Source organism: Pseudoalteromonas sp. 0303 (genome assembly GCF_013349995.1).
Classification (GTDB): Bacteria; Pseudomonadota; Gammaproteobacteria; order Enterobacterales; family Alteromonadaceae; genus Pseudoalteromonas.
Map to the genome: position 1 here is coordinate 52,110 of NZ_JABVXF010000006.1, position 20,833 is coordinate 72,942.

The window sequence follows — 20,833 nt, forward strand, 5'->3', positions numbered from 1 at the left end:
CCAAAAAACCATTAATCCGTAAAAGGCAAATAGATATTAAATTCTGTATGGCCTGGCCAACTGTCACAATCAATGTGGCCGTCATGTTGGTCAACCAAGGTTTGCGCTATCGATAAACCAAGCCCTGATCCATTTTCTTTGTTGGTGATCATTGGGTAGAACAAGGTTTCACGTAAGCTCTTGTCTATACCTGGGCCGTTATCCGAAATTTGGATCAGCAAGGTTTTTTTCGGCGCCTTACCTGGGCGCCTGTGTTGATGATTGATGCGGGTTTTTATTCTTATCTCGCCACCATCAACCAGTGCCTGTTGTGCATTACGAATAATGTTCAGTACCACTTGTTGAATTTTACTTTGGTCAATGTACACACTCGGTATACTTGGATCATAGTCTTTCACTAAAGTGATATTGGCATTGTTATCTAACATGCTCAGTTTAATCACTGACTCTAACGCTTGGTGAATGTTGCCATAGGATTTATGTGGCAATTGATTCGGACCAAGTAAGCGGTCTACAAGCTCGCGTAAACGGTCTGCTTGTTCAATGATTAATTCGGCACATTGATCACGTTCTTGCTGATCAACCTCATACTGCAATAATTGCGCCGCTCCGCGAATTCCACCTAAAGGATTTTTAATTTCGTGTGCTAAACCACGAATTAGGTTACGTGCTGCTTGATATTGATGCATTTGATTCGAAGCTTGATCGTGGCGAATTTCATCATCCATTTGGCGGCATTCAAACAAAATATAATTTTCATCATGGTTGCTTATTCGGCGCGTGCTAATGGTCAGTTTGGCATGGCGTGAATCGACGAAAACCACGTCAGCTCTATGCTGGTGGCAATCAACACCATCGAACAACGAATACTGAGCAATGCGTTTTAAGTCTATCGAGTGGTAATTGAATAGGTTATCGAACGGTTGGTTGATAATGCGCTTGGGCCCTAAACCTAAAAGCTCACTGGCGCTATCGTTTGCATAAACCAGTTTAAAATCTCGGTCGAGTAAAATGACAGCAGTACTTAAATTTTTCCAAATACTGTCGAGCAGTTCAGAGTTAAAATGTGTTTCACTGAGCATGGTTGCACCATTTTAGTGCGTTTCAATTTAGTGCAGCTTAGCATACTCTTTTTACTTTGCGAGAAGTCATGTCAAAAACCTTAGTTTCCGCCATAAATTGAGGTTCTGTGCATGAAAAAGGTGCTGACTGGGCTAACCGAAACGAGTTTATTATTAGCATCATAAAGTTTAGCTTGTAATGTGTGTTCTCCACGCTCGACCTCTCTTAGTGCAAAGGTCGTGCTATTACTTGGTGCACCATGGGCAGAACCATCAAATAAAAGTTGTACTTTAAATCCGTTTTCAAAGCGTGGGCTAATTCGAGCAGTGACATACACTGAACCGGTATTTTCTCGCACGGTCGCTTCATTAGCAGGAGAAGCAATACTGACTTTAAATTTGACAGGTGTCGCACTTGGTGCGCTATCAAGTATGCTGGTGTCGGTAGCTGGCATGGTCAGGTTTTGGGTATTCATCTTTACTTCGGTAGCGCCAGGGCGCGGTGTATCAGAAAATACTAAAACGCCGTTTTTATCTTTCCAAGAATACACTTTCTGCGCTGCGCTATAGCCAAAAAAGCTTATAAAAATCAGCGTTAGTACCAATAAAGTTGTGCTTTTCACCCTGCAACCCTGCATTTTTTAATCTAAATAAAACTGTAGAGTAGAACCCGCTCAATTACCATTAAAAAAGCCCGCAGAGCGGGCTTGAGAACACACATTTATTATCTTTCAGATAATTCTGGTACAGCGTGTGTTACACGCTGTAGTACATTTCGAACTCAACTGGGTGAGTTGTCATGTTAAGTTTTTCAACTTCTTGACCTTTAAGCGCGATGTATGCATCGATTAGGTCATCAGTGAATACGCCACCTTGAGTTAAGAACTCACGGTCAGCGTCTAATGATGCAAGTGCTTCTTGTAAAGAAGATGCAACTTGTGGGATCTCAGCTGCTTCTTCAGCAGGTAGATCGTATAAGTCTTTGTCCATTGCATCGCCAGGGTGGATCTTGTTTTTGATACCGTCTAGGCCAGCCATAAGCATTGCAGAGAATGCTAAGTATGGGTTAGCTGTTGGATCAGGGAAACGTACTTCGATACGACGTGCTTTTGCAGAAGGTACCACTGGGATACGGATTGAAGCAGAACGGTTACGTGCAGAGTATGCAAGCATTACTGGCGCCTCGAAACCTGGTACTAGACGCTTGTATGAGTTAGTTGACGCGTTAGCGAATGCGTTGATTGCTTTAGCGTGCTTGATGATACCACCGATGTAGTAAAGTGCTTCTTCAGATAGACCTGCATATTTGTCACCAGCGAAGATGTTTACGCCATCTTTACCTAGAGATTGGTGACAGTGCATACCAGAACCGTTATCACCTACGATTGGCTTAGGCATGAATGTCGCTGTTTTTCCGTAAAGGTGAGCCATGTTATGGATAACATATTTCATCTCTTGGATTTCGTCAGCTTTTAATACCATTGTATTGAAGCGAGTTGCGATCTCATTTTGACCTGCAGTTGCTACTTCGTGGTGGTGAGCTTCTACTACTTGACCTAGTTCTTCAAGAACTAAACAAGTCGCTGAACGCCAGTCATGTGATGAATCAACAGGTGAACACGGGAAGTAACCGCCTTTAACACCTGGACGGTGACCCATGTTGCCACCTTCGTAATCTTTATCTGAGTTCCAAGCAGCTTCTACAGAATCGATTTTGTACATAGAACCAGACATGTCTGATTTGTATTTAACGTCATCAAAAAGGAAGAACTCTGGCTCTGGACCGAATAATACAGTGTCAGCAATACCAGTAGAGCGCATGTACTCTTCAGCGCGTTTTGCAACAGAACGTGGATCACGCTCATAACCTTGAAGTGTTGAAGGCTCAACTACGTCACAACGTACGATTAGTGTAGCTTCTTCAGAAAATGGGTCCATTTTCGCAGACTCAGGAACAGGCATAAGTACCATGTCTGATTCGTTGATACCTTTCCAGCCAGCAATTGAAGAACCGTCAAACATTTTGCCGTCTTCGAAGAAATCTTCATCAATTTGATGATGAGGAATAGAAACATGCTGTTCTTTACCTTTGGTATCAGTAAAGCGTAAATCAATGAACTTAACGTCATTTTCTTTGATAAAATCTAAAACCGATTGTGACATGTGTCCTCCAATTGTTGGGTTTTATTTTTTGCTGCATTATTGCTTTTCGCTTATATAAGCTGGTTTCGTGCCATTTTTTTAACACCTTGTTTAGACTTGCAAAAAACAAACAAGGCTTTGTTTTGTTAACTTCTATTGCACCAAGCTGGTGCGTGAAAAGATCATTCTGGTGCGTAAAAAGTGCGACCTTGTTTTGCACAATTATTGAGCGTGCCAATTTTTCTGTTATGAACACGATTTAGTGCCAAAATATGGTTCAAAAACGAAAATTTCGCCAGTTTTGAGCTAAGATTCACTTTAATTTTCATAAATTTGTCATTTATAAAACAGATACTTATAAAAAGCCTGAAGAAAGTTTATAAATTTATATTGGATAAACTTTCATCCATGCCATTATTAAGGGATAATATGCGCCCTTTTAAATCCTATGCTGGGACATCTGGTGAAAACGCAGGTGAGTGCGTAGATCTTGCAGGATCAATGAGATTCAATTTCTCTGAGAAAAAATATGAGCATCGAAAAGTTAAGAAATATAGCGATTATCGCCCACGTTGACCACGGTAAAACAACTTTGGTTGATAAACTGCTTGAGCAATCAGGCACATTAGAAACGCGCGGCGGTAACGAAGAGCGCGTAATGGACTCAAACGACATTGAGAAAGAGCGTGGTATTACCATTTTAGCTAAGAACACAGCTATCTCTTGGAACGATTACCATATCAATATCGTAGACACCCCAGGACACGCCGACTTCGGTGGTGAAGTAGAACGCGTACTTTCGATGGCTGACTCAGTATTACTACTTGTTGATGCTCAAGAAGGTCCAATGCCGCAAACGCGTTTCGTAACGCAAAAAGCATTCGCACAAGGTTTAACGCCGATTGTTGTAATCAACAAAATCGATAAACCAGGTGCACGTCCAGACTGGGTTATGGACCAAGTTTTCGACTTATTCGATAACTTAGGTGCAACTGATGAACAGTTAGACTTTAAAGTAATCTATGCATCAGCTATCAACGGCTGGGCAACAATGGATTTAGACGAGCCATCAGATAACATGGAACCAATGTTCCAGATGATCGTTGACGAAGTATCTCCACCGGATGCAGATCCTGAAGGTGCTTTCCAAATGCAAATTTCTCAGCTTGACTACAACTCGTACATCGGTGTTATCGGTGTAGGTCGTATCAAGCGTGGTACTGTTCGCCCTAACCAACAAGTAACAATTGTTAGTGCAGATGGTACTAAGCGTAACGGTAAAGTTGGCCAAGTAATGAGCTACTTAGGTCTTGAGCGTCATGAAGCAGAATCAGCAGGCGCTGGCGATATTATTGCTATCACAGGTCTTGGTGAGCTGAAAATCTCAGACACTATCTGTGATGTAAATACCGTTGAAGCATTACCACCGCTAAGTGTTGATGAGCCTACAGTAACAATGACGTTCTCTGTAAATACATCACCATTTGCAGGTAAAGAAGGTAAATTCGTAACTTCACGTAACATCCTTGAGCGTTTACAAGCTGAGCTTGTTCACAACGTTGCATTACGTGTTGAAGAAACTGACAACCCAGATAGCTTCCGTGTTTCTGGTCGTGGTGAGTTACACTTAGGTATCTTAATCGAGAACATGCGTCGTGAAGGTTACGAGCTTGCTGTATCTCGCCCACAAGTAATCCTTCGTGAAGTTGATGGTCAAAAAGAAGAGCCATACGAAACACTTACAATCGACTGTCAAGAAGAGCACCAAGGTTCTATCATGGAACAAATTGGTCTTCGTAAGGGTGAACTAACAGACATGTCTCCAGATGGTAAAGGCCGTGTACGTATGGACTTTATGATCCCAAGCCGTGGCTTAATTGGTTTCCAAACTGAATTCATGACATTAACGTCTGGTTCTGGTCTTCTTTACCACACATTCGATCACTACGGTCCACATAAAGGCGGTACTATCGGTGCTCGTAAGAATGGTGTAATGATTGCTAACGCAACAGGTAAAGCACTTACTAACGCATTATTCAACTTACAAGACCGTGGTAAGTTATTCATCGGTCACGGTGTTGAAGTTTACGAAGGTATGGTTATCGGTATCCACAGCCGTGACAACGACCTAACAGTAAACGCGCTTAAAGGTAAGCAACTTACAAACGTTCGTGCATCTGGTACAGATGAAGCACAAACACTTGTTCCACCACTAAACTACACGCTTGAACAAGCGATTGAGTTCATCGATGATGACGAGTTAGTGGAAGTGACACCTGAAAACATCCGTATTCGTAAGCGTCACTTAACTGAAAGTGAGCGTAAGCGTGCGAGCCGTCAAGCTAAAGACTAATAAGGTCTTTTAGTTTCACAAAATTAAAACCGCCGTATTGAAAAATACGGCGGTTTTTTGTTTTAGTGTAAGCCAGGTAGGTTGGGTAGAGAAGCGAAACCCAACTTAATTTATATAAACTTCTAAACGCAACTCGCAACTTTTTACTAACTCCCCTATCTGTACTATCTTTTCTAAACCTACCTTGCAGGAGAGTAAGATGTATTTAGTTAGACTGATTTACACAAGTGAAATTAGCGATGGATTTGGGCCTAATGACATCGAAGATATTCTCGAGAAAGCTAAGCAGAATAATACAGAAAGTAATGTAACTGGGCTACTTTGTTTTAATAGCTCTCACTTTATGCAATGCCTTGAGGGGTCACGAAAAGCAGTTAATGAAACTTATCATCGTATTCTTAATGACAAACGTCATCGCAATATCATCATGCTGAATTACTGTGAAATTTATGAAAGAGAGTTTGAAAATTGGTCTATGGGTTACATTCCTTACACTAAACAAGTGATGCCTATTAACCTAAAATATTCAGGTACCAGCGAATTTAATCCATTAGCCATGTCGGCAGGAAGCGCCCATAAACTTATGTTGGCTTTACGGGACTCATTGCTCAAACATACTATGTAGGGCTTATAAGTGTCACTACAGTGACACTTGCTCACCTTCATTCAATATGTAAAGAGGGACTTGGCTGTTCATCTGTTTTTGCATATGCAGTAATCTTAATAATGCAGAGTGGCTTGAATGGTCACCCATTTGCCAGCTTGAGTTGCCATAACCCCATGGGATCATCACTTTACAGTTTAGCTCCTCTGCGGCATTTAAGCTGTCTTCTGGCGTTGTATGGACATAGCGATACCACTTACCGTTTTCTTCATGGTAATAAGAAGCGATAGGCATTAAACATACATCAATCTCGCCGTATTTTTGATTAATATCTTGGAAGTGTTTTGAGTAACCGGTATCACCAGCAAAAAACAAGGTTCTACCATTTTGCTCAAGTAACCAACCATTCCACAAATCTTTATTGTGGTCGTCGTAAATGAAAGGCACCATAATGCGACTGCTAAAATGATGAGCTGGCAGCGCATGAATCGTTAAATCATTAATTTGTGTACTTGCGTACCACGCCAATTCGGAAATATTAAAGCCACCTGTTGGGAAGTTATCGGCAAACCCTAATGGCACTAAGTAGCGGGGGGCATTGCCAATCTCTTCTATATCCGCCTTGTTAAAATGGTCATAGTGAATGTGTGAGTACATTACTGCATCTAAGCCATTAAGTTCAGCTTGTGATGGCCAAAAACCAGGTTTGCGATAAATGCCCCCAGCAAGCTTAAAGGCAAAGTCTACGGGCGAATCAAACTGATCTTTAACAGGGTCAAACAACAGCTGCTCACCATTTGGTGATTGAATATAAAACCCAGCATGACCTAACCAGCGCACCGTAAAACCTGAGTTGATTGCAGGCACATTTTGTTCTGCGTGAAACTGGCATTGTGAGTTGCTGTCATCGCACACCAGTAGTTCTGACTCTTCATAGCAATTGTCGGTGCAGGTTGTTGGGTATTCTTTATCACCCGGATAAAGGTTGTGGTAGCGACCTTCGTACTCACCCTCGTTTTTTAACGGAGTGATAGTGCCTTCACCGGCAATAACATTAACAGTGTTTGAATTACTGCATGCACTTAAAAGTGCTGCCGCAATAAGCGTTGAGAGTGTTTTTAAATGCATACCATGCTTACTTTTTATTCTTTGCAGTGAGTTTAGCAAAATAAAATTTAAGATAAATCATTAAAAAAGTAACAAGAGGTTACATAAAAAAGCCTACGTTATAAGTAGGCTTTTGTTATTAATAGCTTGAGCTGATTAGCCCGCTTTGTTCATTTGCTCAATGAACTTATTAGAGTCTTCAATTGATTTGTTCATGTCATCCATTAACACCTTTATATCGCGTTTTAGGCTTGTGAACTCACCTTTGATAGCAGTTACAGCTTGTGCGTTTAGATTATGTTTTAAGTACAAAACATTATCATGAAGTGATGATAATACTGGCTCCATTTTGCTTTCTGCACTACGCATTGAGCGAAGTAGTTGATCAAATTGGCGCTTAGTTGCATTGAGCTTTTTGCTGCTTTCACGTTTAAGAGAGGCGCTTTTGTATTGCTCTAGCTCATCGGCCCATTCATCAAATAGCGCTTCGGCGACATCTTCTACTTTATTGATGTTGCTAGTTACGTCGTTTGCTGCCGCTAGGCTCGATTCGTAATCATCATTCAGTTGATTGTAGGCATCTTGTAGTTCACCACCATCAAAATTAATCAGCGTGGTTAATCTGTCTAATGCTGATTGAAACTCTTCTTGCGATTCTTGCTGTGCTTCTTTTGTTTCTTCTACGCGGTCTACTAAAATGTCGCGTTTATGCACACCGACAGACTCCATGGCTGAGTAGTAAGCTGACTGACAGCCTGATAATGCCATTGTTACTGCAAATAGTGGTGCACTTAAAAGTGTCAGTTTTTTCATTGAGAATCCTTTTTAGGTACCTTTCATTTCAAATTATGTGGTGGATTGCTATGATTATCAAAACATTTTAGCAGAAATTAGATTCTATGGATGAGAAGCTCAGTCGATATAAGTTGCAATTAAGCACTTTTTTAAAGCAACAACCTACTTGGTGGATGCAGTATCTCAATCGCTGTATTGACGATCAAATCACTGTCAATGCGGGTTATTTGGCTTATGTAACCCTATTATCAATCGTGCCTTTAGTAGCGGTTGGTGTGGCTATTTTTTCTGCTTTTCCAGGATTCGAAAGCACGTTAGTGACCATAGAAAACTTCTTGTTTACTAATCTTGTGCCGACCTCTACAGATGTAATTAAAGAGCATATCAGCGCTTTTGCCGGTAATGCGAATAAAATGACTGCCGTTGGTGTGGGTTTTTTAGCGGCGGTATCTTTGTTACTTATTCGCAATGTCGATGCTACATTAAATCGAATTTGGCGTATTAAGAAAAAGCGCCCAATGATGATTTCGTTTGCCGTTTATTGGATGGTGCTTAGTTTAGGCCCTGTGTTATTAGGGGCTAGTATTGGTGTTACTTCATACATAGTGTCGTTAGTGTCGTTTGCCGATCAAGGTATCCCCGGCTTTAGCGGCTTTTTATTGAAATTATTACCTTACATAATTTCAATGATTGGCTTCATTATGCTCTATACTTTAGTTCCTAACACACGAGTTCCATTTAGAGCGGCAATTCCGGGCGCTTTGTTTGCAGCTATGTTGTTTGAGCTGACAAAAAAAGGCTTTGCTTTGTACATCAGCCACTTCCCATCATACGAAGTTATTTATGGGGCGTTGGCGACAATCCCTATTTTATTTGTATGGGTGTATTTGTCGTGGATTGTCGTATTACTCGGTGCAGAATTTACTGTATGTATCAGCTCTGAGAATATCGAGGACACGCCTGATATAGAGGTTTAAATTCACTGCACCTAAGGAGAGCGAGGTGCAGTTACATCCACAATATGTTGCCAACCGTGATTATCACTTAAGTGTTGGCGATGGTCATCAAATCCATGTGCAAGAATATGGTGCGTCTACAGGGATTGCTGTGGTGTTATGCCATGGCGGGCCTGGTGCGGGTCTATGCCCTGAAAATTGCCGCTTTTTCGACTTAGAACGTTTTCGAGTGATCATGTTCAGTCAGCGCGGTTGCGGTCACTCAACACCCCATGATAGTTCAACCAATACCACCTCAGAATTAGTTGCCGATCTCGAGTATTTACGCCAGCAACTCGGCATTGAAAAATGGCTGGTGTGCGGCGAATCGTGGGGTGCCACTTTGGCACTTGTTTATGCTATCCATCACCAAAAGCATGTTGCAGGGCTTATTTTACGGGCTAGCTTTTTAGCATGTAACAGTGACTTCGAGTGGCTTTACACAACAAAAGGAGCCGGCGCGCATTTCTATCCTGAATGCTTTAATGAATTTGCACATGATTACACTGATTGGCATGCCTTACTCGACTTTTATCAGCAACAACTAAACAGTGACGATCAAATTAAAGCCAGTAAATTTGCCAAGTTATGGTGTCATTGGGAGCAGGTACTATGTCATGGTGAGCCTTTGACAAACTGGAGTTTACAGGAGCCCCATGTCGGGTTAAATCAAGCAAAGTTAATGGTGCATTATTTTCGTCATCACTGTTTCATTGACGAAGGCTTTATCGCAGAAAATGCCCATCTACTGACTCATTTACCTATTTGGTTTATTCATGGCCGCGCCGATTTGATTTGTCGATATAGTGCCGTACAGCAGCTTGCTGAACAATTAAATGCACAATTATTGATTTTAGATGGCATTGGGCACAGCAGCGATAATCAGGTATATTTGGCGGCAATGCGACGTGCCGCAGATTTAATGTATATCAAGTTATCGAGGGATCAATGCAAGGCTTAATTCAAAGAGTAAAACAAGCAAAAGTAGAAGTGGCAGGCGAAGTGGTTGGTGAAATTTCACAAGGTATTTTGCTGCTATTAGGTGTTGAAAAACAGGACACCGAGCAAAGCGCCCAGAAACTTTTACACAAGGTCAGCAATTACCGCATTTTTACCGATGAACAAGGAAAGATGAATTTAAGTTTGAATGATATCAAGGGTGAGTTGTTAGTTGTTTCGCAGTTTACCTTAGCAGCCGACACTAAAAAGGGTATGCGTCCAAGCTTTTCAAGTGCTGGTACGCCAGAACAAGCCAATACGCTCTATGAGTATTTTATTGCTGAGGCTAAAAAAGCGGGCTTAACAGTGGCTACAGGGCAGTTTGGTGCTGATATGCAAGTAAGCCTATGTAACGATGGTCCCGTTACTTTTAATTTATCTGTTTAGCAGACAACTACTTTTTGATCATCACGATGTGATTCACGTAGTCGGGGATTTTTACAATGCTTGGGCGCTTGCCAAACTCGGTGATTAGCAGGTGCTCAAGTTGTTTTAGTTGCGATGGGTGATTAGATAAAAAATTAATGAACAACAAGCCATCTTTTGCCATCGCTGCCCTTAGTTTGGTGTAAAACTGGTGCTTGTATAAAAATAATGGCGCATCTACCTCACTGAATAAATCTAGGATAATCCAATTGTATTCGTTGTTTTGCTCTAATACTTGCTGCGCATCAAAACAGTGCAGATTATTGGCATGATCGCCACCAAAATAGCGTTTATAGCAGTGAATTATGTCGGGGTTTTTATCTACTGATGTCAGTTGGCTGTCAGGGTAGGTGTGCTGTAAGTAATTACGAATAGCACCACCGCCTAGCCCTAGTTCTAAAATCTTTTTAGGTTCCTCTAAGTCTTGCCAAAGCTTTGCAAGGTATTGTAAATGAGGGAAAAGTAATCTGGCAGGTCGGCGTTTTTCAATGACCGATTGTAGGGTTTCGTTGATCAGTAACCAGCGTAATTGGTTAAGTTGCCTAACTTGAATACTGTAATTGCCTTGTTTATGCCAATAGATGAGTTGCCCTAATCGGTGGCAGTCCTCAATAAAACTATGTTTTACTGCGCCACTGGGTTCAAGAAAATGTTCCATATTTCGGGCCTTTAGCTATTTGTTTATTAAAATAATACAATTATTTCAGCATAGACCAGCAGGCTTAAAGTGCAATTGTGCATTAGTTTTTACAGCTCAGAATAATAATTTAGGCTGGGTCACCAAAGTATTATTCCAACTTGTTAGAAGATCGCGTATCGTAATTCGCATTCCAAAGGCCACGACAGAAAAACAACAGACAGTGGCTGAATTATCACAGGAGTTTTTATGTTTAAAGTGACCACCCCACAAAGCAGCGAAGATTGGCAAGCGTACTATTCATTACGTTGGCAGGTTTTAAGAGCACCCTGGGGCGAGCCGCGTGGTTCTGAGCAAGATGACTTAGAACAAGACGCTGAGCACCGCTTTATCAAAAATAATGACGGCGAAGTATTAGGTGTAGCCCGCCTGCATTTTAACAATCATCAGCAAGCGCAAGTTCGTTATATGGCGGTCGCTGAAGGTAATCGTAACCAGCATATTGGTAGCCGTTTATTACATGAATTAGAAAAAATCGCATGGACTCAAGATGCCGACGAGCTGGTATTGTTTGCTCGTGAGCGAGCCCTTGATTTCTATAAGCGTCATGGCTACGAATTAAAAGAAAAAGCGCACCTTGCTTATGACGATGTACAGCATTGGAAAATGGTAAAACAAAAGCCCTCTGAGCCGGGTTGGTTCCGTCATCCAAACTGGACACAAGTACTGCAAAACACGTGGCGTGAGTCGATCCCAATCAGTGATGCGATGGGCATTAAAGTTGAAAGCTATACCGATTGGCAGTTTACTACCCGCGCTGATTTAGACGCGAACTTAAACCTTCATAACACTATGTTTGCGGGGTCGATTTATAGCTTAGCAACTTTAACAGGGTGGGGCGCAACTTACCTAGCGCTGAAAGAAGCAGGCCTTGAAGGAAATATCGTGTTAGCTGATGCTAACATTAAATACCTTAAACCACTCAATAACGACCCTCGTGGTAGTGTTGAGTTGGCTGGCTGTAAAGGCAAATTAGCTGATTTAGAAGACAGTGGTAAAGCAAGCTACCATGTGCCAGTAAATGTATACGATGGCGATGTGTTAGTAGCAGAATTTGAAGGTCACTTCATCGTTAAAAAATAACGACTATTTAGAGCGAGCTATCTAAAGCTCGCTCTTCATCTATTGAAGTTAAAGCAAGTCAGTTAACAGAATACCCACACCAAAACGTTCAATATCGGCGTTGTAATCAATCAAGCTCTCACCATAACCATTAAAATATTGTGCGTAGCCACGTAATCGGCCCCAAAGAGGGAAAGACCAATCTAATTGGATTGCACCACGGTTATCTGAATTTAAATTATTGCGGGTCATAAAGCTAAACTCATGCTCGTTGTAACGGTATGCACCCGAGAACTCAAAGTAACCCATGTATTTGTAGATATCTGGATTATCATCGCCACGGGCTTCTAGCTCATCGTCTTTTTTATCTTCAGGAATGCGATACCAAGGCTTAAAGCTAAAAACAAAGCCATCTTTTTCCCATAGGAAATCGGCATAGATACGGTTCCATGAACGTGAATTAGGCTGGCTGCGGCCATTCGATTGATGTGAGGCACCAATTGCAATTGCCATTTCATCGCCCCAAAGCACATACTCAGGATCAAGGTAGTTCACCCAGAAGATCTCTGGTTCGTAATTTGTTTCACGAAATGGTGATGAAATATCTTTGTTATAAAACTGCCAAAACGATTGCATGGTAAACGCAAAGAATACGCCCTGATCTTTATCTGAAAAGCCTTCGAAGATAGGCACTTTAATTGAAAGTTGATATTTCACTTCAAGATTATCAAGTGGCTCGCCATCCGTTTGCTCTGCAAGATCTTTTAAACCATCAAAAGGACGTTCATTCGGGTTAGATACGTATGAAAGCGGTAATATGTAGTTACGCTTATGTGGGGTGATCACATTACGGTTTTTCTTGCTCACTTCTTCACGGGCTTTACGCTTATCTAAAGCGGTGAGCTTTTTACTCTCGTCTAAGTCTGAGCATTTTTTACGAAGTTCTTCGAGTGTTTGTTTACCGTCACCGCCAATCGCTTCGTTCAAAATACACTGCTTTACGAGTTCTAGCGCGTCATCTTGTTCGTTAGTTTGTGGTTGTTCAGTTTGAGCAAATACAGGTACAGAAAATAAGCCAGCTGCTGCCAGCCAAATGCGCCATCCCATTGCAGTTCCCTTTCAGTAGACTTGTAAGTAGGTATAATTATAACGATTTTTACATAAGTAACCGTGAACTTGTACTGAATTGTTGAAATTTTAGGTAAATAGAGAGCCCCAAGCTAAGCTTGGAGCCCTGCTGTAACGGCCTAAGGGCATAAGCCGTTGACTCTCACGCAATGAGAAGGGATGAGCTTATAGCTCAAATACGTTGGTAAAAAACTTATAAAGTTCGGTACCTTGATTCACGCTTGCTGAAGCAAAATGCAAAATAGCAATGGCGTCTTTATCAAAACTTAATGTTTGTAGCGGCTGCTCAGAAAGGTAGCGCTCCATTCTTAAAATGCGGGCGATAGGCTCACCAGCTTTAATATGGCCACCCAGTGGGGCAAGATACTCGACCATGCCACCCATAGGTGCGTAGTAAGCTACATAATCTTCAAGCATGCAGGCATAACGTGTCATCGCTTTTGGATGATACGCAGCATCAACTAATACCTCTTTTTGATTGAGGTAACTTAAAATGCTATTTGCATCTTCAAAAGCCGCACTTAAATCGATTTTTTCTTGGCTACCAAGTTCAACAGTGAATGCTTCTACTTGAACAGCAAATTCACGGCCTTGTTTGGCAAGCTCTTCAGATAGTGACCACCATGGGCAAAAACTCGCTTCATCCATCGCGCCATCAAAATCACTTGGGATCAGTAACACATGCTCGATGTTGAAGTAGCTTGCGCTGTCTTTGGCGTATTCAGGGCAATATAAGTGCTTACTCGAGATAGGCCCCGTGTGAAGGTCTAAAACGATATCAGCCTGGTGGGCAAGCTTTTGCAAGTTAAGAGCAATGCGCTTACCCGTTGTTAGGCTGTAATCAGGACCCGTTAATTGACTGTCGATGTCAGCAACGAGTGCCTGTTTAAATGCAGCTTTAAGGGTCGCATCATCACTGTCTTTATGCTGTTCAGCAATCTGTGACGGTAACGCTTTATTAAAGCGGTACATGCGGTTCCAGTTGGTGCCCGTGATTGGGTCGAAGCGACCTAAAGTAAACTCACCTGATTTTTGGTTGCAACCAATAGGGTTGGCATAAGGCACTAGGGTAATATCACCGCGCAGCTTGAGTGATTTTAGCTGCTCAAGTAATTGATAAATTACTGCATTACCTTGTACTTCAGCGCCGTGCATATTGGCTTGTATATACACGTTTGGGCCTGTGCCATCGCCTTTTAAGCGATACACCGGGATTGTCAGTGGTAGGCCGTTGGCAATCTCGCCAACCACAATATTCTCTTGGCTGATTAACTCTTTACTCATGGCGATTACCTTAAATAATAGCTGGCATCTTCAGCACTACGGATACACTCAATATTGCCTTGTTCAAGGATGTATTCAGCCGCTAATTCGTGGCATAAAAAGTACGGCATGCTTTCGGTAAAGCCGTATGCACCACATTGGCTGAATACCAACCAGTCTTGCTCATTTAAATCGCTCGCTAATTGGTGCTCACCTAAGCAATCAAGGGCGGTGCAAAGAGGGCCGTATAAAGACATTGCCACAGGCTCAGCCGTTGACTCGCGTAGTAATGCCACAGGAAAATCTTGGCTTGTTACAGCAGGGCGAAGTAAATGGTTAATACCGCCTGATAAAATCACCTGTTGTTGATTGTAATTCTCTTTGCGCTCAACAACCGGTGTTGCGTAATGGCCGCATTCGCCCACCGCATAGCGGCCAAGTTCCATCCAAAGCTCTTTGACACCGGCATCTGCTTTAATAGCCGCCAGAGTCTCGATAAGTGCAGACCAATCGAGTCGGTTAGCATCTTGAGTATAAGGAATGCCTAAGCCACCCCCTAAATCGAGAATATTAAGGTTAATATTTATTGAGCTTGCTAGCTGTTGTAATGGCGAAATCATCGCGCGCCATAGCTCGGCGAGCTTGTCAGTACTCAGCATATTGCCCCATTGGAAAATATGCAGGCCATCAAAGTTAAGAGCTGGGTAATCACTTACAGTCAGAGCTTGCCACTCATCACAGCCCAAACCAAAAGGAGTAAGGCTATCACCACCAAGAGGGTTCTTTTCGCCGTCTGGCCAACGAAGTTGTACGCGCAATAGAACTTGCAGCTGGCAATTTGCTTTTGTTGCTTGTTCGTTTAACCAGCGAACTTGGTTAATGCTCTCGGCCACGAAGGTACGTACGCCGCGAGCAATAAAATGTGAAATTTGTTTAGGGCTCTTTGCAGGTCCAGTGTTGAGCACGCGCTCGCTATCGATGCCTTGAGCAAGCACTTGCTCAAGTTCACCTTTACTTGCAACATCAAAGTTAAACCCTGCGCTGTCTAAACATTGAATAATGCGAGACAGTGGGTTGGCCTTTACGGCATACCAAAGCTTCACATCGGTTTGCGCAGTCAGTTGATTTAAATGTGCAGTTAATTTATCTAAATCATAGATAAAAAATGGCGTATCAAGATGTGTTGAAACTTGTTCAACTGCTTGCTTGATGGGCGTGCTCAAAAAGCTCATTAACGTAAAACCTCTTCTAACAGTAATGATGCATCGCTTTGTTCATCACGGTATTTCACGATCAATGCACAAGACATGCTTAGACCTTGCTCGCGAGCCCATGCATTTGAAGCAGGGCGAGAGCCTGGGATCACAATCGCGTTTTCTGGGATGGCTTCACCTTTGTCTAGCTGGCGTTCGTTAACGCAATCGTATACAGGAATAGTTGCAGATAAACGAACACCTGGCGCAAGTACAGCACCTTTTTTCACAACCACACCTTCAACAATAACGCAGCCTGCGCCGATGAATGCGTCATCTTCAATAACCACAGGGCTAGCACCAATTGGCTCAAGCACACCACCTAATTGTACTGCTGCACTTAGGTGAACATTTTTACCCACTTGTGCGCATGAACCTACTAATGCGTGGCTGTCGACCATAGTGCCTTCGTCGATGAACGCGCCAATATTCACATATGCTGGTGGCATGATAATGGTGCCTTCGGCAACGTGTGCGCCACGGCGAACACTGCTACCACCTGGTACCATACGCACGCCAGCATCTGCTGCAAAGCCTTGTGGTGCTAAGTTGTGCTTATCAACAAAACCACCTGGGAACTCAGTATTAGTGCCGTTTTTAAAGGCTTCTAAAATGCCTTGTTTAACTTCAACATTGGCGTGCCAGTTGCCGTTCTCGTCTTGTGTTGCTGCGCGAACTGCGCCCGATTCTAAGTTGTTTAATAATTCTAACCAGCTCATGATAAAACCTGTTTTTAGTTCCAAGATAAAATTGTATTGTTTGCGTGGGTGATGCTGTCTGTTTGCTCAAGCTCTAAATGCGTAAGCGGCGGACGTAAATGCGGGGTATTTATTTTACCTTGCAGGTGCATCAGTACTTTTACGGGAATTGGATTTGCCACAGCGAATAAACTTTGGATTGCTTGCGACCAATCGGTGAATAGATTTGGGTATTGACCACTTAAACTGCGTTTAACAAACTCATGGGTTTGAATTGGCCAAGCATTCGCGGCAACCGAAACTAAACCTTTGGCACCAGCTTGAGCAAAATACGGCATAAGTGCATCATCGCCACTGAAAATGGCTAATGTTGGTGATGCCGTTCTAAAGCCTTCAAATTTGCTAATGTCGCCACTGGCTTCTTTTAAAGCCCAAAGATTTTTGTGCTCAGCAAGGTTTTTGATCACCTGCGGTGAGATCTCAACTGCGCTACGTCCTGGTACGTTATACAACATACAAGGGTGATGGCTTGCGTTAAGTAGGCTTTCAAACCAATGTGTTTGGCCAACAACCCCAGGTTTTGCATACAGAGGTGAACCTAATAGGTAGCCATGAATGGGTAGTTGGTTGCAGTATTCAACCCAAGCAACTTGTTGCTTAAGGTTCATGCCACCCACAGCAACCATGAGTGGGACACTTGGTGCTAATTGGCAAACATGCTCAACAATGGCTTGTTGCTCTTTGAGTGAAAGCGCCAGTCCTTCACCGGTACTGCCAAGCAATAAAATGCCGTTATTTGCATCTTGCTGCTCCGCAACCAGTTGTTCAAGGGTCGTGTAATCGACCTCGCCAGATTCAGAAAATGGCGTGACAAGCGCTGTCCACAATGGATAGTCGTTTAAATCAAAATTGTTGATCATCTCTCACGAACTTATAAGGTATTCGAAGAGTTTATGCGAGAACATTTGAATGGAGCCGCATGTCGTCGTTCGAACAAGGTATAATTCGAAGAGCGAATGGGCTTAAAATAATAAAGACGCGATGGCCTTATTATACTAAGACCAGAAGCTCTCCACCAAACTAATCAATAGCGCTTTGCTATTGTTGGTGACAGTCGCTGGGATTCAGCCCAGTCGCCCGAAATAAGCACCTCACAAACGGTGTTATTTCTCGGCGTTAATTCCCCTCACGTATGATCAACAGAGTCTGTGCTCTTCCCATACGCTACCTGAATAACGCACCTCTTCCAGCCCTTTATGCTCGCTTTAAAGGTTAAAGCCAACATAGTCAAATAGGGTATTGGCGGCGATTAAAGCATTTTAGCCATCTAGGTGTCAAGGCGAAGGATTTGTTTCTTAGTGACCGATTTTGCAACATGGTTACGTATAAGCGTGTTTTTACGTACACTTAGCGTTAACCAAATAAATTGGAAAAATGATGGAAAAATTTAACGATATTTATCAGCGAGCCGTATCTCGAAAAGGCAGCGAAGAAATGCTGCATGCATTGTTATCAAACCCGCTCGATGATACTGATATTGCCAAAATGCATGACGATTTATGGTTAGAAGAGTTTACGCGTAAAGTCTTTCAAAGCGGTTTTTATTGGTCTGTTATCAATAATAAATGGGCTGGTTTTCGTGATGTGTTTTGGGATTTCAGCGTAGAAAAGTTGTTGATGATGCCGCCAGATATGCTTGAGCAAAAAGCCAGTGATGAGCGAATTGTTCGTAATTTTAAAAAAGTACAAACGATCCCTGAAAATGCGTACATGATCCACGAAGTTGCCGAGAAACATGGCAGTTTTAGCCAATTTATTGCAGATTGGCCAACTGACAATATTATTGGTTTATGGGCCTATCTTAAAAAGCATGGTGCGCGTCTAGGGGGAAATACTGGCCCGTACGCTTTGCGAGCGCTTGGTAAAGATACCTTTTTGCTTTCTCGCGATGTAGAGGCCTACTTGCGTGCCCATGAGTTGATTGATGGCGGCTTACAAACTAAAAAATCGTTACAAGCGGCGCAAGACTTCTTCAATGAATTACAACAGCAAAGTGGTTACAGCTTGCAGGCACTTAGCCAACTAGTGGCCTATGGTGTAGGCGATAATCGCGTAGGTGTTGCAACACCTTAAGGACAGTTATGAAACTGCAAACCCGATATACAGATATTAGTGAGCTGCTTGCTATTAAAGATATGCCTAGCGCCGTTGCTAAGCCGCAATTACTGCTATTCAATGACAAACTCGCTGATAATTTTGCGATTAATCACGACAGCGAATTTTTAGCTAAATTGCTATCTGGGTCAGCAATAGATAAAGATGTTGCACCAGTTGCACTTGGTTACTCAGGTCACCAATTTGGTCATTTTTCACCGCGTCTTGGTGATGGCAGAGCACATTTGCTTGGTGCTATTACAGATCAAAATGGCACGCAGTGGGACTTACAGTTAAAAGGTGCAGGAGCAACGGTATTCTCACGTGGTGGTGATGGTCGCTGTGCTATTGGTCCGGCTGTACGTGAGTACATTATGAGTGAGGCACTTCATGCGTTAGGTATCGCGACTACGCGTTGTTTAGCTGTGGTTACAACTGGCGAAACGGTATATCGCCAGCCACCTCGCCCGGGTGCAGTTGTCACTCGCTTAGCTAAGAGTCATATTCGTGTTGGCTCATTTCAATACTTAGCTACCCAAGGGGATATCGAAGGGCTAGAAAAGCTAGTCGATTACGCAGTTGATTGCCACTTTCCTGACATCAGCAGTAATGGTGAGCAGCGTTATATTGAATTTTTAACCGCCGTTCTCGATAAGCAAATAGAGCTCGTTATCAGCTGGATGCGAATTGGCTTTATACATGGTGTTATGAATACCGATAATACCTTGATTAGTGGTGAAACCATTGACTATGGCCCCTGCGCGATGATGAATAAGTTTGACTTAGACACGGTGTTTAGTTCGATTGACCATCAAGGGCGCTATGCATTTGGTAATCAGCCGAACATTGCCAATTGGAATATTGCGCGATTAGCTGAAAGCTTAATTCCTTTATTTGCTGATCAAGATGCTGCCGTTGAGCAACTCTCATCGGTTGTGAATGGTTTTGCTGCTAAATTTAATGATGCATTTAATGTTATGTGGCAGCAGAAATTAGGATTAGCAGGTCAGCAAGAAGGCGATCACGCTTTAGTTTCAGAGTTACTGGGTTTAATGAAACAACATCAACTTGATTATACCAATACTTTCAATGCGCTTACTGAATCTTTAGTGAAAGACTTTGTGATTGATTCTAGTCTTAAAGAATGGGTTTTAAGATGGAGGGTAAGAATATGTGCTGAAAGTTACAGCACAATGCGAGCTGTTAATCCTGCAGTCATTCCGCGTAATCATAATATTGAAATGATCTTGGCTGAGTATGAAAAGACTGGATCTAGTTCATCAATCAATGAGTTTTTAGTATTAATTTCAGAGCCATACACGTACTGTGAAGAGCATCAACGTTGGTATGAGCCGCCAAACGACGGTGACAAAAACTATCAAACCTTCTGCGGTACATAAGTGAAAGTTACATCGTTGAAAGAAAACAAGTTATTTATCGCTTTTGAATGTTCGCAGATTGAGCAGAATAATCACTGGTGGTATCATTAATTTTAGGTAAATTATTGCTTTAAGTAGTGTTCTACTACTATGCTGGTAGTTTGTAGATTTTTAATCGGAATAAGTTGCCACTAAAAAGGTTTGTTTTTTATTAAGAATAAAATCTTAATAAATATTAAATGTAGCCGCATATAAGATGTCATTAAGTTAGTTTTAAGCCGCTATATAGTTTTAAGACTCAGAATACATTAGTTTTAATAGCTTTATTGTGAAAATGGGAAGGAAATAATGAAACTAAAATCACTTACTATTGCGTTAGCACTTGCTGCAACTAGTACAACAGGCTTCGCTGCTGAAAAAGAAGGTTTTTATATAGGTGTCTTTGGTGATTACTATGATGCTTCTTGGATAGCAACAGACTACTCAAAGTACGCTCGCACAGGTTATGCTACAGGTTTGGGAGCCGAGTTAGGTTATCGATTTAGCGATAACTGGGGAGCTCGCTTGGAGTATGTTGACGAAAATGTTGATATTGAATCGCTGGTAACAGGCGATAAATATGACCATGATATGGAAAGGTATGGTATTGATTTACTTTACCATTTTTCAGGCGGCCCATTTTATGGTCTTATTGGTGTTAAAGAAATTGATGTTTAC

20 protein-coding genes and 1 riboswitch are annotated in these 20,833 nt (G+C 42.2%); of the genes, 9 read left to right on the forward strand and 11 right to left on the reverse strand.

The window, feature by feature from the left end; genetic code table 11:
* Positions 1-11: 11 nt before the first annotated feature.
* From glnL to glnA, 3 genes are all read right to left on the reverse strand, one after another.
* Positions 12-1,082 (reverse strand): nitrogen regulation protein NR(II), encoded by a 1,071-nt coding sequence (gene glnL, locus HUS62_RS06000; RefSeq protein ID WP_175078877.1) that lies wholly within the window; start codon positions 1,080-1,082, stop codon positions 12-14.
* Between the two features lie 80 nt (positions 1,083-1,162).
* Positions 1,163-1,684, reverse strand: coding sequence for a DUF4124 domain-containing protein (locus HUS62_RS06005; protein WP_282658451.1), 522 nt, complete (start codon positions 1,682-1,684; stop codon positions 1,163-1,165).
* Between the two features lie 133 nt (positions 1,685-1,817).
* Positions 1,818-3,224 (reverse strand): glutamate--ammonia ligase, encoded by a 1,407-nt coding sequence (gene glnA, locus HUS62_RS06010; RefSeq protein WP_175078879.1) that lies wholly within the window; start codon positions 3,222-3,224, stop codon positions 1,818-1,820.
* 508 nt (positions 3,225-3,732) lie between these two features.
* Here glnA and typA point away from each other — a divergent pair.
* Both typA and HUS62_RS06020 read left to right on the forward strand, forming a co-directional pair.
* Positions 3,733-5,556 carry a translational GTPase TypA gene (gene typA, locus HUS62_RS06015; protein ID WP_063529660.1) on the forward strand — a complete coding sequence of 608 codons (1,824 nt, stop codon included), beginning with the start codon at positions 3,733-3,735 and terminating at the stop codon, positions 5,554-5,556.
* A 199-nt stretch (positions 5,557-5,755) separates the two neighbouring features.
* Positions 5,756-6,181 (forward strand): BLUF domain-containing protein, encoded by a 426-nt coding sequence (locus HUS62_RS06020; RefSeq protein ID WP_175078880.1) that lies wholly within the window; start codon positions 5,756-5,758, stop codon positions 6,179-6,181.
* Between the two features lie 15 nt (positions 6,182-6,196).
* Here the strand turns inward: HUS62_RS06020 and HUS62_RS06025 are convergent, their stop codons facing one another.
* Positions 6,197-7,288 carry an MBL fold metallo-hydrolase gene (locus HUS62_RS06025; protein WP_175078881.1) on the reverse strand — a complete coding sequence of 364 codons (1,092 nt, stop codon included), beginning with the start codon at positions 7,286-7,288 and terminating at the stop codon, positions 6,197-6,199.
* A 135-nt stretch (positions 7,289-7,423) separates the two neighbouring features.
* A complete protein-coding gene (locus tag HUS62_RS06030; protein ID WP_054563456.1) occupies positions 7,424-8,080 on the reverse strand; it encodes a DUF2959 domain-containing protein in 657 nt (218 codons plus the stop codon).
* 86 nt (positions 8,081-8,166) lie between these two features.
* Here HUS62_RS06030 and HUS62_RS06035 point away from each other — a divergent pair, with 86 nt between their 5' ends.
* The 3 genes from HUS62_RS06035 to dtd are packed head-to-tail and all read left to right on the forward strand — an operon-like array spanning position 8,167 to position 10,443.
* Complete coding sequence (locus HUS62_RS06035; RefSeq protein WP_175078882.1) at positions 8,167-9,039, forward strand: virulence factor BrkB family protein; 873 nt, start codon at positions 8,167-8,169, stop codon at positions 9,037-9,039.
* Between the two features lie 25 nt (positions 9,040-9,064).
* Positions 9,065-10,018, forward strand: coding sequence for an alpha/beta fold hydrolase (locus HUS62_RS06040; protein ID WP_175078883.1), 954 nt, complete (start codon positions 9,065-9,067; stop codon positions 10,016-10,018).
* Positions 10,006-10,443, forward strand: a complete 438-nt coding sequence (gene dtd, locus HUS62_RS06045; protein WP_130167197.1) for a D-aminoacyl-tRNA deacylase — start codon at positions 10,006-10,008, stop codon at positions 10,441-10,443. The genes HUS62_RS06040 and dtd overlap by 13 nt, the downstream gene beginning before the upstream one ends.
* A gap of 7 nt (positions 10,444-10,450) precedes the next feature.
* Here the strand turns inward: dtd and HUS62_RS06050 are convergent, their stop codons facing one another.
* A complete protein-coding gene (locus HUS62_RS06050) occupies positions 10,451-11,140 on the reverse strand; it encodes a spermidine synthase (RefSeq protein WP_054563460.1) in 690 nt (229 codons plus the stop codon).
* 228 nt (positions 11,141-11,368) lie between these two features.
* Between HUS62_RS06050 and HUS62_RS06055 the strand changes: the two genes are divergently transcribed.
* Positions 11,369-12,262, forward strand: a complete 894-nt coding sequence (locus HUS62_RS06055; RefSeq protein WP_054563461.1) for a bifunctional GNAT family N-acetyltransferase/hotdog fold thioesterase — start codon at positions 11,369-11,371, stop codon at positions 12,260-12,262.
* Between the two features lie 48 nt (positions 12,263-12,310).
* On the opposite strand, the gene HUS62_RS06060 is transcribed toward HUS62_RS06055, so the two are convergent.
* The 5 genes from HUS62_RS06060 to dapA all read right to left on the reverse strand — a co-directional run bounded on the left by HUS62_RS06060 (position 12,311) and on the right by dapA (position 17,503).
* Complete coding sequence (locus HUS62_RS06060) at positions 12,311-13,348, reverse strand: phospholipase A (RefSeq protein ID WP_175078884.1); 1,038 nt, start codon at positions 13,346-13,348, stop codon at positions 12,311-12,313.
* Between the two features lie 186 nt (positions 13,349-13,534).
* Positions 13,535-14,653: a succinylglutamate desuccinylase/aspartoacylase family protein gene (locus HUS62_RS06065; protein ID WP_054563463.1), complete on the reverse strand. Its 1,119-nt coding sequence runs from the start codon at positions 14,651-14,653 to the stop codon at positions 13,535-13,537.
* 5 nt (positions 14,654-14,658) lie between these two features.
* On the reverse strand, positions 14,659-15,864 hold the full coding sequence (locus HUS62_RS06070) for a PLP-dependent decarboxylase (RefSeq protein WP_175078885.1): 1,206 nt from the start codon (positions 15,862-15,864) through the stop codon (positions 14,659-14,661).
* Positions 15,864-16,604, reverse strand: a complete 741-nt coding sequence (locus HUS62_RS06075) for a 2,3,4,5-tetrahydropyridine-2,6-dicarboxylate N-succinyltransferase (RefSeq protein ID WP_175078886.1) — start codon at positions 16,602-16,604, stop codon at positions 15,864-15,866. Before HUS62_RS06075 ends, HUS62_RS06070 begins: the two co-directional genes overlap by 1 nt.
* A 14-nt stretch (positions 16,605-16,618) precedes the next feature.
* Complete coding sequence (gene dapA / locus HUS62_RS06080) at positions 16,619-17,503, reverse strand: 4-hydroxy-tetrahydrodipicolinate synthase (protein ID WP_175078887.1); 885 nt, start codon at positions 17,501-17,503, stop codon at positions 16,619-16,621.
* Between the two features lie 137 nt (positions 17,504-17,640).
* A riboswitch (Lysine riboswitch) is annotated at positions 17,641-17,837 on the reverse strand.
* Between the two features lie 183 nt (positions 17,838-18,020).
* Between dapA and HUS62_RS06085 the strand changes: the two genes are divergently transcribed.
* The 3 genes from HUS62_RS06085 to HUS62_RS06095 all read left to right on the forward strand — a co-directional run.
* A complete protein-coding gene (locus HUS62_RS06085) occupies positions 18,021-18,716 on the forward strand; it encodes a DNA-3-methyladenine glycosylase I (RefSeq protein ID WP_175078888.1) in 696 nt (231 codons plus the stop codon).
* A gap of 8 nt (positions 18,717-18,724) precedes the next feature.
* A complete protein-coding gene (locus HUS62_RS06090) occupies positions 18,725-20,137 on the forward strand; it encodes a YdiU family protein (protein ID WP_175078889.1) in 1,413 nt (470 codons plus the stop codon).
* Positions 20,138-20,464: 327 nt separating this feature from the next.
* On the forward strand, positions 20,465-20,833 hold a 369-nt coding region (locus tag HUS62_RS06095), incomplete at its 3' end, for an outer membrane beta-barrel protein (RefSeq protein WP_175078890.1).

Bases quoted from the DNA above. Each gene is read 5' to 3' on its own strand.
- HUS62_RS06070 (WP_175078885.1), bottom strand. From the start codon at position 15,864: ATGAGCTTTTTGAGCACGCCCATCAAGCAAGCAGTTGAACAAGTTTCA.
- HUS62_RS06090 (WP_175078889.1), top strand. From the start codon at position 18,725: ATGAAACTGCAAACCCGATATACAGATATTAGTGAGCTGCTTGCTATT.
- dtd (WP_130167197.1), top strand. From the start codon at position 10,006: ATGCAAGGCTTAATTCAAAGAGTAAAACAAGCAAAAGTAGAAGTGGCA.
- HUS62_RS06060 (WP_175078884.1), bottom strand. From the start codon at position 13,348: ATGGGATGGCGCATTTGGCTGGCAGCAGCTGGCTTATTTTCTGTACCT.
- glnL (WP_175078877.1), bottom strand. From the start codon at position 1,082: ATGCTCAGTGAAACACATTTTAACTCTGAACTGCTCGACAGTATTTGG.
- glnA (WP_175078879.1), bottom strand. From the start codon at position 3,224: ATGTCACAATCGGTTTTAGATTTTATCAAAGAAAATGACGTTAAGTTC.
- HUS62_RS06030 (WP_054563456.1), bottom strand. From the start codon at position 8,080: ATGAAAAAACTGACACTTTTAAGTGCACCACTATTTGCAGTAACAATG.
- HUS62_RS06020 (WP_175078880.1), top strand. From the start codon at position 5,756: ATGTATTTAGTTAGACTGATTTACACAAGTGAAATTAGCGATGGATTT.
- HUS62_RS06055 (WP_054563461.1), top strand. From the start codon at position 11,369: ATGTTTAAAGTGACCACCCCACAAAGCAGCGAAGATTGGCAAGCGTAC.
- dapA (WP_175078887.1), bottom strand. From the start codon at position 17,503: ATGATCAACAATTTTGATTTAAACGACTATCCATTGTGGACAGCGCTT.
- HUS62_RS06025 (WP_175078881.1), bottom strand. From the start codon at position 7,288: ATGCATTTAAAAACACTCTCAACGCTTATTGCGGCAGCACTTTTAAGT.
- typA (WP_063529660.1), top strand. From the start codon at position 3,733: ATGAGCATCGAAAAGTTAAGAAATATAGCGATTATCGCCCACGTTGAC.
- HUS62_RS06075 (WP_175078886.1), bottom strand. From the start codon at position 16,604: ATGAGCTGGTTAGAATTATTAAACAACTTAGAATCGGGCGCAGTTCGC.
- HUS62_RS06035 (WP_175078882.1), top strand. From the start codon at position 8,167: ATGGATGAGAAGCTCAGTCGATATAAGTTGCAATTAAGCACTTTTTTA.
- HUS62_RS06050 (WP_054563460.1), bottom strand. From the start codon at position 11,140: ATGGAACATTTTCTTGAACCCAGTGGCGCAGTAAAACATAGTTTTATT.
- HUS62_RS06065 (WP_054563463.1), bottom strand. From the start codon at position 14,653: ATGAGTAAAGAGTTAATCAGCCAAGAGAATATTGTGGTTGGCGAGATT.
- HUS62_RS06085 (WP_175078888.1), top strand. From the start codon at position 18,021: ATGGAAAAATTTAACGATATTTATCAGCGAGCCGTATCTCGAAAAGGC.